At 77.1% G+C, this 13783-nt stretch carries 12 protein-coding genes; 5 read left to right on the forward strand and 7 right to left on the reverse strand.

Annotated features, from left to right (window positions below; genetic code table 11):
* Positions 1-89 precede the first annotated feature (89 nt).
* From EDD39_RS20860 to EDD39_RS20870, 3 genes are all read right to left on the reverse strand, one after another.
* On the reverse strand, positions 90-446 hold the full coding sequence (locus EDD39_RS20860; RefSeq protein WP_030459716.1) for an immunity 51 family protein: 357 nt from the start codon (positions 444-446) through the stop codon (positions 90-92).
* A 44-nt stretch (positions 447-490) separates the two neighbouring features.
* Positions 491-844 carry an avidin-fold protein gene (locus tag EDD39_RS20865; RefSeq protein WP_208765548.1) on the reverse strand — a complete coding sequence of 118 codons (354 nt, stop codon included), beginning with the start codon at positions 842-844 and terminating at the stop codon, positions 491-493.
* 119 nt (positions 845-963) lie between these two features.
* Complete coding sequence (locus EDD39_RS20870) at positions 964-2007, reverse strand: YihY/virulence factor BrkB family protein (protein WP_123558176.1); 1044 nt, start codon at positions 2005-2007, stop codon at positions 964-966.
* A 146-nt stretch (positions 2008-2153) separates the two neighbouring features.
* Between EDD39_RS20870 and EDD39_RS20875 the strand changes: the two genes are divergently transcribed.
* A complete protein-coding gene (locus tag EDD39_RS20875) occupies positions 2154-3233 on the forward strand; it encodes a mechanosensitive ion channel family protein (RefSeq protein WP_123558178.1) in 1080 nt (359 codons plus the stop codon).
* On the opposite strand, the gene EDD39_RS20880 is transcribed toward EDD39_RS20875, so the two are convergent.
* Positions 3224-4363, reverse strand: a complete 1140-nt coding sequence (locus EDD39_RS20880) for a polysaccharide deacetylase family protein (protein WP_244256859.1) — start codon at positions 4361-4363, stop codon at positions 3224-3226. The genes EDD39_RS20875 and EDD39_RS20880 overlap by 10 nt on opposite strands.
* A gap of 119 nt (positions 4364-4482) precedes the next feature.
* On the opposite strand from EDD39_RS20880, the gene EDD39_RS20885 reads away from it, so the two are divergent.
* Positions 4483-6966: a SpoIIE family protein phosphatase gene (locus EDD39_RS20885; protein ID WP_123558180.1), complete on the forward strand. Its 2484-nt coding sequence runs from the start codon at positions 4483-4485 to the stop codon at positions 6964-6966.
* 46 nt (positions 6967-7012) lie between these two features.
* On the opposite strand, the gene EDD39_RS20890 is transcribed toward EDD39_RS20885, so the two are convergent.
* Both EDD39_RS20890 and EDD39_RS20895 read right to left on the reverse strand, forming a co-directional pair.
* On the reverse strand, positions 7013-7675 hold the full coding sequence (locus EDD39_RS20890; RefSeq protein WP_123558182.1) for a response regulator: 663 nt from the start codon (positions 7673-7675) through the stop codon (positions 7013-7015).
* On the reverse strand, positions 7672-8892 hold the full coding sequence (locus EDD39_RS20895; protein ID WP_123558184.1) for a sensor histidine kinase: 1221 nt from the start codon (positions 8890-8892) through the stop codon (positions 7672-7674). The genes EDD39_RS20890 and EDD39_RS20895 overlap by 4 nt, the downstream gene beginning before the upstream one ends.
* A 264-nt stretch (positions 8893-9156) precedes the next feature.
* Between EDD39_RS20895 and EDD39_RS20900 the strand changes: the two genes are divergently transcribed.
* Positions 9157-10617 carry an alpha/beta hydrolase family protein gene (locus EDD39_RS20900; protein ID WP_425269711.1) on the forward strand — a complete coding sequence of 487 codons (1461 nt, stop codon included), beginning with the start codon at positions 9157-9159 and terminating at the stop codon, positions 10615-10617.
* Between the two features lie 55 nt (positions 10618-10672).
* On the opposite strand, the gene EDD39_RS20905 is transcribed toward EDD39_RS20900, so the two are convergent.
* Positions 10673-11098 (reverse strand): MarR family winged helix-turn-helix transcriptional regulator, encoded by a 426-nt coding sequence (locus tag EDD39_RS20905; protein ID WP_123558186.1) that lies wholly within the window; start codon positions 11096-11098, stop codon positions 10673-10675.
* A gap of 105 nt (positions 11099-11203) precedes the next feature.
* Here EDD39_RS20905 and EDD39_RS20910 point away from each other — a divergent pair, with 105 nt between their 5' ends.
* Both EDD39_RS20910 and EDD39_RS20915 read left to right on the forward strand, forming a co-directional pair.
* Positions 11204-12052: an NAD(P)H-binding protein gene (locus tag EDD39_RS20910; RefSeq protein ID WP_123558188.1), complete on the forward strand. Its 849-nt coding sequence runs from the start codon at positions 11204-11206 to the stop codon at positions 12050-12052.
* 144 nt (positions 12053-12196) lie between these two features.
* Positions 12197-13774 carry a sensor histidine kinase gene (locus tag EDD39_RS20915; protein ID WP_244257246.1) on the forward strand — a complete coding sequence of 526 codons (1578 nt, stop codon included), beginning with the start codon at positions 12197-12199 and terminating at the stop codon, positions 13772-13774.
* Positions 13775-13783 lie beyond the last annotated feature (9 nt).

Below are 13783 nucleotides of genomic sequence, written 5' to 3' on the forward strand. Positions count from 1 at the left end.
TAGGACCGGACCACACCGCACGACGCCGACGGCCGCCCCTCATGTCGGGAGGGGCGGCCGTCGGCGTCCGCGCGTGCGCACCGGCCGGATCAGTCGAACCAGTCGGGCTCGGCGGCCTCGATCAGCTCCCGCAGGGCCGGCCGGTCGTGGAAGGCCCCCGACAGCAGCGCCCCGAGCTCGCGCAGCGCCGCCGCGTCCTCCCCGTACGCGACGAACATGCCGGCCTCCGGGTCGTACCGGAACCGCCCCTCCAGCTGCGGCGCCCGCGACCGGACCGCGGAACGGGCCACCGCCTCCCAGCCGTAGCCCCCGTTCTGCTGCCCCGCCGCCTCGAACACCTCGTCCACCTCGACCATCCGGTCGTCGGTCAGCAGCAGGCCGTACGAACCCGGCCTGTGGTCGTACTCCAGGAACACCAGCGGGGCGTAGGTCTCACGATCAGTCATGGCCCGGACGCTACCGGCGCCCACCGACACCGCCCCCGGCGGGCTCAGGCGGGCAGGACCTCCTCGACGGCGCTGGTCCCCGCACCGGGCCGGGACTCCCACCGCCAGCTCTCCTCCAGCCGCAGCCGGCCGTCCGGCAGCCTGGTCAGCACGCTGGTGCAGTGCCCCGAGCTGGTCTCCCCGGCCCGGTTGAGCTGCACGTACCGGAAGTCGACGGTGTCCCCGGTCCGGGTGCCCACCAGGTGCCCGTGCACCACCTCGCCGCCCCGGTAGTCGGCCCACACCAGCCCGTCGTCCTCGTGGTACGCGAACCGCGTCCCCGGGTCGACCTCCCCCAGCTCGGCCCGGCCCACCGGCGCGAACTCCAGCCCGTCGAGCGAGGGCAGCACGGACAGCATGGCGAAGCTCCTTCGGCCGGGCGGCGAATCTCCCGCCCAGTCGACCACGCCGCCCCCCGCGCCCACCGGGCCATCCGCATCATGGACACCCCACCGGGTGGCAGGGCCCGCGGCGGACCTCACGCCGCGGCGCCGCCCCGGCCGTCCGGCGAGCCCTTCGGCCGGGAGTCCTTCGGCGGGGCCTCGTCCGACGGGGGGTCGTCCGACGGGGGGTCGGTGAAGTCGACGTCGACGTGCTGTTCGGGGCGGCGTTCCTCCTGGCGGGCGATGTCTTCGAGGACCTGTTCGTCGGGGCCGGTCAGCGGGGGCTGGAGGAGGGAGCGGGGCCACAGGCGGCGGGCGAGGACGGTGTTGGACTCGGCGGCGTAGACGGTGATCTGGGCGGCCAGGTAGAGCCAGGAGAGCAGGCCGATCACGGTGGCGAAGAAGCCGTACACGGCGGTGGCGTGCCGGAGTTGGTGGGCGACCAGGGCGGCGCCGAACGCCTGGAGGACGGTGAACAGCGGGCCGGCGAGGAGGCTGCCGGGCAGCAGGGCGCGGGCCGGGACCTGCTTGGGGGTGAGGATCCGCAGGCAGGCCAGGAACAGCAGGGAGTTGAGGGCGGCGGACAGCAGCAGTCCGCCGATCCGGGCGGCCGGGCCGCCCAGCGCGGCGCCCACCAGCGCGGCCGCGGCCGTGGACAGCAGCAGGCCGGTGCCGAGCGTGGCGAACAGCGCCAGGCTGCGGCCGAGCCGGGGCCAGTAGCCGGGCCGCCGCACCCCGGGGATGTTCCACACCTCGGCCATCGCGTGCTGCAGCACCTGCGCGATGCCGAGCGCGCCGTACAGCAGGCCCGCCACGCCGATCACCAGGGCCAGGCCGCTGCCCTGCACCGAGTGCACGTTCGCGCGCAGCTGGTCGCCGATGATCGGGAAGTCGGCGAGCGCCGAGTCGACCACGGCGCGCTGCGCGTCCGGGTGGCCGTGCAGGACGAAGCCGAGCGCGGTGGAGAGCAGGAGCAGCAGCGGGATCAGCGAGACGAAGCCGTAGTAGGTGATCAGCGCGGCCAGCAGCCCGCCCCGGTCGTCCCCGTACTTCTTGACCACCCCGACCACGACGGCCAGCGGCCGGTGGCGCTGCTGGGTGCGGTCGACGGTGCGCAGGGCGCGTTCGACGGGGTTCATGGGCGCTCCTCCGGTGGCGGGCGGCGGGGTGGCCGTCCGGCGGCGGACGGCACCTGCGCGTATGCCCGGCCGGAGGGTGTGAACGCCCCCCGGGGGGGAAAGGCGGCCGGGGACATCCGGAGCCGGGGAACGAGGAGGACGGGCAGGTGTGGTGGTGGAGCGCGGTGCGACTGACGGTGGCCGGTGCGGCGGTGGTGGTGCTGCTGTACGGGGCGGACCGGGTCGTGGAGGTGACCACCCGCCGACTGCCGGCCCGGGTCGGGACGGTGCCCCGGGTGCTGAGCGGCTGCCGCCGCCCGATCCTCGCGGTGGCCGGCTGCGGGCTGCTGCTGGCCGCGATGCCGTGGGTGCGGGCGCCGGACGGGATCGTGCACCTGCTGGTGCTGGCCACGATCGGTTCGTGCGGCTGGCTGGGCGCGCGGGCCGCCGCGCTGGTGCTGGACGGGGCGGTGCGGCTCGCGGTGCGCCGCCGGGACGCCGCCTGGGCCGGGCGGGCCCGCACCCAGGCCGGCCTGCTGGGGCGGATCCTGCAGGCGGCGATCGCGGTGCTGGCGCTGGCCGCGATGCTGATGACCTTCCCGGCGGTGCGGGTGGTCGGCACCAGCCTGCTGGCCTCGGCCGGGCTGGTCGGCGTGGTCGCGGGCATCGCCGCGCAGAGCACGCTGTCGAACCTGTTCGCGGGCATCCAGATGGCCTTCGGCGACCTGGCCCGGATCGGCGACGTGGTGGTGGTCGGCGGCGAGTGGGGCACCGTCGAGGAGATCACCCTGACCGCGGTGGTGATCGCCACCTGGGACCAGCGGCGGATCGTGATGCCGATGTCGTACTTCGCCGGGCGCCCGTTCGAGAACTGGTCGCGCCGCTCCGACCGGATCACCGGCACCGCGCTGCTGCACCTCGACCACAGCACGCCGGTCGGCCTGCTGCGGGCCGAGTTCGAGGACTACCTGGCCAAGAACCCGCGCTGGGACGGCGAGGGCAGCGCCCTGCAGGTCGTCGACACCACTCCCAGCACCCTGGTGGTGCGGGCCCTGGCCACCGCCGCCAACGCGAGCGACGCCTTCGAGCTGCGCTGCGACCTGCGCGAGCACCTGGTCGGCTTCCTGCGCGAGCACCACCCGCACGCGCTGCCCCGGGTCGCGGTGGCCGCCGCGCCCGGGGAGCGGGCGGGGTCGGACGCGGGAACGGGCCCGGGGCCGGACGCGGACGCGCCGGGTCAGAGGTAGTCCTCCAGGCGGGCGACGGCGAAGCCCTGGGCGGTGGCGGCGTCGACCACCCGGCGCAGCATGTCGGGCATGGTGCCCTTCCAGTCGCCGGAGGGGGCGCGGAAGTGGGTGAGGACGATGTCGCCGGGGTGGAACACCTGGTCGGCGTAGCGCCACTCGAGGTGGTCGGGGAAGGCCTCCTCGTTCCACAGCGGGAAGGCGGTGACGCCGCAGGACGCGGCGGTGCGCAGGGCGGCCTCGGTGTACTCGCCGTACGGGGGCCGGAACAGGCGGGGGCGGGTGCCGGACTCCTGCTGGAGGTGGTCCTGCTGGTCGCAGATCTCGTGCCGGAGGGCGTCGGGGCCCAGCCGGCGCAGGTCGGGGTGGGTGAGGGTGTGGTTGTTCAGGGTGACGCCGTGGGCCTGCAGGCCGCGGAAGTAGCCGTAGTCGGAGCGGGCCAGGTAGTCGGAGAGGAACGCCGACATCGGGACGCCCAGCTCGGCGGCCATGGCGGCGAACTGCGGGTCCTTCTCGGCGCCGTCGTCGACGGTCAGGAACACCACCTTGTCGCTGGTCGGCACGCGGTAGACCACCGGCGGCAGCCCCGGCAGGCGCTTGACGCCGGGCCCGTCGGCCAGCTCCGGCTTGACGGCGGGCGGGGCGGGCGCGCGCAGCGGGAGCGCGGCCAGGCCCCAGCGCCGGGCGGCCGCGAGGACCTGCTGCACGCCCGCCTGCTGCTCGGCGGCGGCGAGCCGGCCGTTCAGCTCCTGCCCGGCGGCGGCCTGCGGGCGGGCGGCGGGCATCGCCGCGAGCGCGGCCTGTGCGGCCTGGGCGGCCTGGGCCTGGGCGAGCTGGGCGCCCTGGGCGGGTGCGGCCTGGCCCTGGGCGGCCTGGACGGCGGGGGTCCCGGCGGCGGCGGGCGGGGCGGCCGGGGCGGAGGCGCGGACGGGGTCGGGGTCCTGGGTGCGCAGGGCGGAGCAGCCGACGGTGAGGGTGGCGAGTGCGGTGAGGGCGGCCAGGCCCCGGCGGTGGTGGCGTCCCGGTCCGGAGCGGCGGATGCGGCGGGCGCGGGCGTCCGGGGCGGGGGAGGAGCCGGGGGTACCGGGCGTGCTGGGCGTGCTACCGGGGGGTGTGGCGGAGGGTGTCGGCATACCGGCCGATGATCCCCTTGGCGTACTTGTCATATCGGCGCGCCGAGGGGCCGTCACCCGGACGGACCGGTGCCGTCCCCCGTTTGACTCGGCCCGACCGGCGGCGTACAGAGTGAGACATGCGCCCGGGTGTCCCGGCGGACCCGTCCGGCCCGCCCCCACGGACCGACCCCGAAGCGGCGACGCGCCCCGACCCCCCGCGCGGCGACGCCCGCCCGCGCTGGGACGCGGCCGCCGAACCGCTGCTCGCCGACGGCCTGCTGCGCGCCGTCCGGTCCACCTCCGCGTACGGGGGCGTGCTCTACCTGCACTCCGCCGACCGCCGCTCGCTGGCCGTCGCCGCCGTCGTCGGCATCCCGCTCAGCCTGCTCGAACCGTTCCGGCGGATCGCCGTCGCCGCGCCCCTGCCGGTCGCCGACTCCTACCGCGGCGGCCGCACCATCGTGCTCGCCGACGCCGACGACACCATGCGCCGCTACCCCCGGCTCGCCGTCGGACTCCCGTACGCGCACGCCTCCGCCACCACCCCTGTCACCGCCGGCGACCGGACCTTCGGCGTGATCGCCGTCTTCTGGCCCGCCGACGGCGGACACCCGCCCGCCGCCACCCGCCGCCAGCTGCGCACCGCCGGCAACCGTCTGGCCACCGGCCTGCTCCCGTACGGCGACCGGGTCGGCGGGGAGGGGCCGCCCGTGGTGGTGCCGCTGCCGGTGCCCGGCGGCGACGGCATCCGGCTCGGCTTCCTCGACTGGGACCTCGCCGACAACCGGCTCACCGTCGACGAACGGCTGCGCGAGATCCTCGGCACCGGCCCCTTCGACGGCCGCGGCGCAGCCCTGCTGGACCGGCTCGTCCCCGAGGACGTCGCCCCGCTGCGCGAAGCCGTCCGGCAGGCCGCCCGGCAGGGCCGCCCGTTCACCCACCGGGTCCGGCTGCGCGACCCCGGCGGCGGCACCCGGCAGCTCGACCTGTCCGGACACCCCGTCCCCGACTCCGCCCGGCTGGTCGTCGCCGTGGCCGACGCCACCGCCGCCGAAGCCGCCACCGCCGCCGTGGAACGCCTGCGCGACGGCGTGTTCGCGCTCGACCCGGACGGCCGGCTCGGCTACGTCAACCGCAGCGCCGAGATGCTGCTGCACGCCACCCGCGCCGACCTGGTCGGCCGCCGCCCCTGGGACGTGCTGACCTGGCTCACCGACCCCGCCTACGAGGACCGCTACCGCTCCGCGATGCTCTCCCAGCAGCCCACCGCGTTCCTCGCCCGCCGCCCGCCCGGCCACTGGCTGGCCTTCTCGCTCTACCCCGACGCGCACGGCCTCACCGGCCGCATCGTGCCCGCCGCCCCCAGCGAGGACACCACCCTCCCCGAGGCCCCGCCCCCCACCCCCGCCTCCCTGGGCGGCGTCTACCACCTGCTGCAACTCGCCTCCGCGCTCACCGAGGCGGTCACCGTCCGGGAGGTCGCCGAGGCCGTCGTCGACCAGATCCTGCCCGGCTTCGGCGGCCAGGAGCTCGCCCTCTACCTGGCCCGCGGCGGCCGGATGCACCTGGTCACCGAGAGCGGCTACCCCGAAGGCTTCCTCGACCCGTTCGAAGGCACCCCGATCCGGGCCCGGCTGCCCGGCACCGAGGTGTTCACCACCGGCGCGCCGATCTTCTTCGAGTCCGCCCGCGAACTCTCCGCCGCCTACCCGGGCATCCCGCGCGACGAGATGGCCGCCTGGGCCTTCCTCCCGCTGATCGCCTCCGGCCACCCCGTCGGCAGCCTCATCCTCGGCTTCGACCGCCCCCGGCCGTTCACCGCCGAGGACCGCTCCGTCCTCACCGCCCTCGGCGGCCTGATCGCCCAGGCCCTCGAACGCGCCCGCCTCTACGACGCCGAGTCCGCCGTCGCCCGCGGCCTCCAGCAGGCCCTCCTCCCGCATCGACTGCCCGCCGTCCCCGGCCTCGACATCACCGCCCGCTACCTGCCCGGCACCCGCGGCATGGACATCGGCGGCGACTGGTACGACGTCCTGCCCACCCCCGACGGCGGCGTCGTCCTGATCATCGGCGACGTCGAGGGGCACAGCGTCAAAGCCGCCGCCCTCATGGGCCAACTCCGCAGCGCGGTACGGGCGTTCGCCAGCGGCGACGACCCGGTCGAGACCGTCGCCCGACGCACCAACCACCTCCTGGTCGACCTCGACGCCGGACTGCTCGCCTCCTGCTGCCTGCTGCGCCTGCACCCCGCCACCCGCACCCTGCGCGCCGTCCGCGCCGGACACCCCCCGCCACTGCTGCGCGAGGCCGACGGCCGCACCACCGCCCTCGACCTGGACGGCGGCCCGCTGCTGGGCATCGACCACGGGGTGGACTTCCCCGCCACCGAGACCCGGCTGCCGCCGGGGGCCACCCTCGTCCTCTACACCGACGGGCTGGTCGAGTCCGCCACCGCCACCATCGCCGAGGGCATCGACCGCCTCCGCACCGCCCTCGCCCACGCCACCGCCCCCGCCCTCGAACCCCTCGCCGACTTCCTGCTCGGCCAGGCCCGGCACGACGCCCACCGGGCGGACGACATCGCGGTGCTGATCGCGCGGCTGGCGGGGACGGGGAGTTAGGGGAGGAGGACGGGTGGGCCCGGGGTGGGGGCCGGGGTGGCGGGGGTCAGGTGGGCTGGACGAGGCGGTGGGTGTGGGCGAAGACCACGGCTTGGACGCGGTCGCGGAGGGCGAGTTTGTGGAGGACGCGGCCGAGGTGGGACTTCACGGTGGCTTCGGCGAGGTGGAGGGCGGCGGCGATCTCGGTGTTGGAGAGGCCGTGGCCGACGGCGACGAGGACCTCGCGCTCGCGGGTGCTGAGGCGGCCGAGGCGTTCGTGGTCGTCGGGGGTGCCGGTGGGGAGGAGGCGGGGGCGGAAGTCGTCCAGCAGGCGGCGGGTGACGCGGGGGGAGAGGGCCGCGTCGCCCGCGGCGACGTTGCGGATCGCGGTGAGGAGTTCCCCGGGCCGGGTGTTCTTCGGCAGGAAGCCCGAGGCACCGGCGGCGAGGGCGGCGAAGGCGTACTCGTCGAGGTCGAAGGTGGTGAGGACGAGCACCCGGGCGGACGGGGAGAGGCGGGTGATCTGCCGGGTCGCCTCGATCCCGTCGGTACCGGGCATCCGGACGTCCATCAGGACGACGTCGGGGCGCAGTTCGCGGGCGAGGCGGACGGCCCGGTCGCCGTCCTCGGCCTCGCCGACCGGGGTCAGGTCGGGCTGGGCCGCCAGGATCGTGGTGAAGGCCATCCGGAGCAGCGCCTCGTCGTCGGCGATCAGGACCCTGACCGTCATGCGGACGCCGCCGGACCGCCGCCGGGCCGCAGGCGGGCGCGGACGGCCCAGCCGCCGTCCGGGAGCGGGCCGGCCGACAGGGTGCCGCCGTGGGCGGCGGCGCGTTCGCGCATGCCGGGGATGCCCTGGCCGGAGGCGGCGGCGGGGCGCGGGGCGGGGTTGTCGTCGGTGACGTCCACGGTGACGGCGGCGGGTGCGCAGTCGATCCGGACCTCGGCGCGGGTGCCGGCGGGGGCGTGTTTGAGGGTGTTGGTCAGGGCCTCCTGCACCAGGCGGTGGACGGTCAGTTGGACGGTGGCGGGCAGGCGGTCGGGTTCGCCGCGGACGTCGAGGCGGACGGGCAGCCCGGCGGCGCGCATCCGGTCGGCCAGCGGCTCCAACTCGGCGATGCCGGGCAGCGGGTGGCGCTGCGGGTCCGGTTCGCCGGCGCGCAGCAGGCCGAGGGGCCGCCGCAGGTCGGTCAGGGCCTGCCGGCCGGTCTCGGCGGCCCGCAGCAGTGCGGCGGTGGCCTGCTCGGGGGCCCGGTGCCGGACGTGCACGGCGGCGTCGGTGAGCGCGACCATCACGGACAGGTGGTGGCCGACGATGTCGTGCACCTCCCGGGCGATCCGGGCCCGCTCCTCGGCGACGGCCAACCGCTCGCGCTGCTCCTGCTGCCGGGCCAGGTGCGCGGCCCGTTCCGCCAGCACCGCGAGGTGGGCGCGGGTGGTGCGGGCGTGCGCGCCCAGGGTGGCGGCGGTGACGGCCGTCGCGGCCAGGGCGACGAAGGGGGCGGCGAACGCGCCGTCCGTCGACCAGCGCAGGCAGGCCGCCAGGGCGCCGCCCGCCACGACGGCGCAGGCGGCGAGCGTCCCGCGCCGCCCGGTGTGCGCGGCCACCGTGTACAGGGCCACCAACAGGGCGACGTCCGCGGGCAGTTGGACGTCCGCCAGCCACTGGAGGAGGGCCGCGGCGGCCACCGTGCCGAACACCGGGTACGGGGCCCGGTGCCGCCAGGCCAGCGGCAGCACCAGGGCGGTGGTGAGGGCGGCGGCCAGGGGAAGGTCCGACGACCGGGCGGTGCCCGCGAGGTGCAGCAGGAGCAGCGGCAGCAGCAGCGCCACCGGCAGTGCCTCCCGGGCGGCGGGCGGCAGCCGGTGGAGGGGCGGGCGGAGGGGCAGGTGGAGCCGGCGGAGCCCCGGGTGGGCCTCCTCGGGTCGGGCGGCCGCCTCGGTCATCGGGTGTTCCTGTCGCTCGGTGGGCGCGGTGGTGAGGGGGAACTGGGCGTTCCGGTGCTGCCACGCTAGGCGGCGGGGGCGGCCGTGCGCATGAGCCCGCCGTCGGAGGGCGGCGGGTCCGGGTACGACCGGAGGAGGAGGGGCGGTACCTCCCGGGGTCGCAACGGGACCGGCCGACCGGGGGGTTCGGGTGCGACCGGGGTGGCGGTGGCCGGCGACCGGGGGTGGATGCGGCGGGGGGCGCGCCGCTTCGAGGATGGCGGCGTGACCGAGACCATCGCGGGGCTGTTCCTGTCCCTTCCGGAGTTCCTTGTCGTCCTGGCCGCCGCCGCGCTGGTGGCGGCGCGCTGGCTTCCCGCCGCCGCCCGGCCGCGCGGCCGGGCCGTGGCGGTGGCGGCGTTCGTGCCGTCCGCGGCGGTGCTGGGCGTGCTGGGGGTGCGCTGGCAGCTGCTGCCGGTGCTGGCGGGCGGGGCGGTGGCGCTGCCGTTCGCGGCGGCGCCCCTGCTTCGAGGGCTGCGGCGGGGTCCGGGCGGGCCGGGGTGGCGGGCCCGGTGGTGGCTGGCGCTGCCGGGGTCGGCGGCCGCTCTGGGGCTGGTGGCGGCGGGTCCGTTGGCGGCGTGGGCGTTCCCGGTGCCGGTGTTCCCGGTGCCGTCGGGTCCGTACCCGGTCGGGACCAGGGTGGTGCAGTGGACCGACCCGGACCGGCCGGAGACCTTCACCGCCGACCCGGACGACCGGCGGACCGTCGTCGTCCAGCTCTGGTACCCGGCGGGGGCGAGCCCGGCGGGCGCGCCGCGGGCCCCGTACCTGGGGCGGACGGAGCAGGAGGCGCGCACCGTCGCCGGGGCGCTGGCGGGCGGGGCCGGCCTGCCCGGGTTCCTGTTCGACGGGGCGGCGCGGGCCCGTTCCCGGGCGGTGGCCGGGGCGCCGGTGGCCGGCGGGGGCGGGCGGTTCCCGGTGGTGCTGTTCTCGCCGGGATCGGGCGGGGCGCGCACCCAGAACACCGCCTGGGCCGAGGAGTTGGCCGCCCACGGGTACGTGGTGGCCGCGCTCGACCACCCGTACGACTGCGCGGCCGTGGTCCTGGACGACGGCCGGACGGTCCGGTCCGCGACCGCCTCCAGCGGCGACCGGGACCGGGACGAGCAGCTCGCGGCCGACTGGACGCAGGTCCGGGCCGCGGACCTGCGCTTCGCCCTGACCCGGCTGGCGGACCTGGGCCGGGCCGGGGGCGGCGACCCGCTGGCCGGACGGCTGGACACCGGCCGGGCCGCGGTGGCCGGGCACTCGATGGGCGGGGCCGCCGCGCTCCAGGCGGCCCGGCAGGACGCCCGGTTCGCCGCGGCCGTCGACCTGGACGGCTTCCCGCACGGCCCCGCCACGCCCGCCCTGCACCAGCCGGTGCTGGCGCTCACCCAGGCCGTCACCCCGGCCACCGACCCGCGCTACCTGCCCCGCCTCACCGAGGCGCTCGCGGCCGACACCGCGACCAGCTACCGGCTGACCGTCCCCGGCGCCGCCCACCTCACCTTCACCGACGCCCCGCTCTACCTGCCGCCGCTGCCCTCGGTCACCGGCACCCTGGGCCGCACCGGGAGCCCGCGGATGCTCGCCGAGACCACCCTGGCCTTCCTGGACGCCGTCCTGCGGCAGACCCCCGGCGACCCGGCCGCCGCGCTGGCGGCCCACGGGAGCCTCACCGTCCACCGCCCGGACGGCAGTTGACGAGGCCGCCGGAAGGACCTGCTGCTCGGCGGGCAGGGCTGCTCGGTGGGCGGGGCTACTCGGCGGGCAGGGCGGTCGCGGCGCGGTGGATCTTGGCGAGGGCGGACAGCAGGTGGCGGCGCTCGGTCGCGGTGAGGCCGGCGGTGACCTGCTCCTCGAGGCGGCGGCGTTCGGCCTCGACCGGCTGCTGGAGGGCGCGGCCGGTGTCGGTGAGCCAGAGGCGGACCAGGCGCTGGTCGCGGTCGTCGCGGGCGCGGGTGAGCAGGCCCGCGGTGGCCATCCGGGTGGCCATCTTGACGACGGTGGGGGTGGTGACCTCCAGGGCGGCCGCGATCTCGCCGGGGGTGCGGCCGTCCTGTTCCCAGAGGGCGGCGAGCAGCAGGTTCTGGCCGAGGTGCAGGCCGTGGCGGCGCATGCCGGCGTCGGCGGCGGCCCGCAGCGCCTTCGAGGTCTTGCCGTGCAGGTCGAGGAAGTCGGGCATGGCGGGTCTCCGGTCGGTGCCAGCAGGTCGATTGACGGCTAATCAGTTACCGGCTAGCGTCCCGTCCGGGAAATCAGTAGACGGCTAACGGCTTCTGGGGGAACGATGATACTGGTCACCGGTGCGACGGGGAACGTCGGCCGCGAACTCGTCCGCGCGCTCGACGCGAAGGGCGCCCGGATCCGCGTCCTGGTGCGCGACCCGGCCCGGGCCGCCGCCCTGCCCGCCCGGATCGAACGCGCCGTCGGCGACCTCGGCGAACCCGCCACCCTGGCCCCGGCGTTCGCGGGCGTCGAACGGCTCTTCCTGCTCACCCCCGGCCTCGGCGCCACCCACACCGCCCACGCCGTCGCCGCCGCCCGGGCCGCCGGGGTGCGGCACCTGGTGCACCTGTCCTCGGCCAACGTGCTCGGCGACCCGGTGCCCGCGATGGGCCGCTGGCACCACGAACGGGAGGAGGCCGTCCGCGGCAGCGGCATCCCGTACACGGTCCTGCGGCCCGGCGGCTTCATGACCAACGCCCTCGAATGGGCCGACACCGTCCGCACCGACGGCTACGTCCTCGACCCGGTCGGCCCCGGCCGCCTGGCCCCGATCGACCCCGCCGACATCGCCGACGTCGCCGCCCTCGCCCTCACCGGGGACGGCCACCGGGGCGAGCACTACGCGCTCACCGGCGGCGAGGCGCTCACCGTCGCCGAACAGGTCGCCCTGCTCGCCGCCGCCACCGGCCGCCCGATCGAGGTCCGCCCCGCCGCCACCCCCGCCGAGGCCGTCCGGGCCCGCTTCCCCGCCGGAGCCCCCGCCGCCCTCGCCGAGGCGGTCACCGAAGCCTTCGCCCTGCTGCGCGCCGACACCACCGGCTTCCGCACCGACACCGTCGCCCGCCTGCTCGGCCGCCCGCCCCGCACCTTCGCCGACTGGTGCGCCCGGCACGCCGACGCCTTCCGCTGAGCCGGGGCCCGGCGGCCGCCCGGCGGCCCGGTGGCCCGGCTGCGCCCGGTCGCTCCGACGGGGCAGCGACGATGGTCGGGGCGCGGCGTCGACTTTCGGCGGCATCGGGGCGGGAGCGGGGCTGGCTAGGGTCGGGGGGTGCTGATGCGGATGCGGGCGTGGATCGGGCGGGCGTTCCCCGGGCCCTGGCGGTGGAAGCTGGCGGTCCGGGAGGTGCTGGGCGGGCTGCTGGTGTGCGGGCTCGCGGCGCTGTTCCAGGCGGGGGACAGCGGCGGGTGGCCGTCCGGGCTGGTGGTGGGGGCGTGCGCGGTGCTGTTCGCGCTGCGGCGGGGGCTGCCCGGGCCGGTGCTGGTGGTGTCGGCGGCCGGGGTGGGCGGGCCGGCCGGGTTCCTGCCGGTGCTGGTCGTCGCCGGGTACTCGGCCGGGCGCCGGATCAGCCGGCCCTGGCGGACCCCGGCGGTGCTGGGGCTCGGCTTCCTGGCCACCGTCGGCGTCGGCCTGCTGCAGAACGGGCGCGACCACTTCCCGCTGCCCGTCCTGCTCGGCCTGTGCGTCGCCGGGTACCTGCTGACCGGCGTGCTGCCCGCCGTCATCGGCCGCTACCGGGCCCAGCGCGTCGCGCTGCTCGACAGCCTGCGCGAACGCAACACCCAACTGCTCCGCGAACGCGTGATGATCGCCCGCCAGGCCCGGCTGCGCGAACGCCACCGGATCGCCCAGGACATGCACGACAGCCTCGGTCACCAACTCGCCCTGATCGCCGTGCACACCGGTGCCCTGGAGGTCGACCGCACCCTCGGCGAGCAGCAGCGCGAGGCCGTCGCCGTGCTGCGCCAGGCCGCCACCGGCGCGATGCGCGAACTGCGCGAGGTGGTCGGCCTGCTGCGCGAGGACACCGCGACCGCCCCCGGCGGCGTCGACGCCATCGACCGGCTGGCCGAGACCTCCCGCGCGGCCGGCGCCCGGATCGAACTGCGCCACCTCGGCACGCCCCGCCCGCTCCCCGCGCCCACCGGCCACGCCGCGTACCGGATCGCCCAGGAGGGCCTGACCAACGCGCACAAGCACGCCCCGGGCACGGCGATCGAACTGACCGTGCGCTACGAGCCGGACACCCTGGTGGTGGAGGTGGTCAACGGCCCCGGCGGCGACGGCACCGCGGCGGTCTCCGGCGGCCAGGGCCTGACCGGGCTGCGCGAACGCGCCCGGCTGCTCGGCGGCATGGTGCACAGCGGGCCGCTGCCGGACGGCGGCTTCCGGCTGGCCGGGATGCTGCCCTACACCGCCGAGGGGGCCCGCGCCGCCCTCCCCGACGACGAGGAACTCGCCCTGCTCGCCGGGGAGTTGGTCGAACCGGAGAAGCGCCGCCGGAGCCCCGCGGTGGGCTGCGCGCTCGGCGCGCTCGCGGTGCTCGGGGTGGTGGCCGCGGTCGCCGCGCTCGGCGCCATCATGTTCGTCAGCTCGCTGCGGGACGCCACCGTCCCCACCCGGCTCTACGACGCCGTCGAGGTCGGCCAGAGCGAGCAGTCCGTCAACGAACGGCTGCCGGTCGGCAGCGAGTTCCTCACCCAGGACTTCCGCAGGATCGGCCCGCCGCTGCCCGAGGGCGCGCACTGCCGCTGGTTCGCCGGGGACCGGGAGGGCGACGACCAGGACGTGGTGCGGTTCTGCTTCAAGGACGGCCTGCTGGTCGAGAAGCAGCACTTCCATGGCAAGGTGTGAGCAGGCCGA

This window comes from Kitasatospora cineracea (assembly GCF_003751605.1).
Classification (GTDB): Bacteria; Actinomycetota; Actinomycetes; order Streptomycetales; family Streptomycetaceae; genus Kitasatospora; species Kitasatospora cineracea.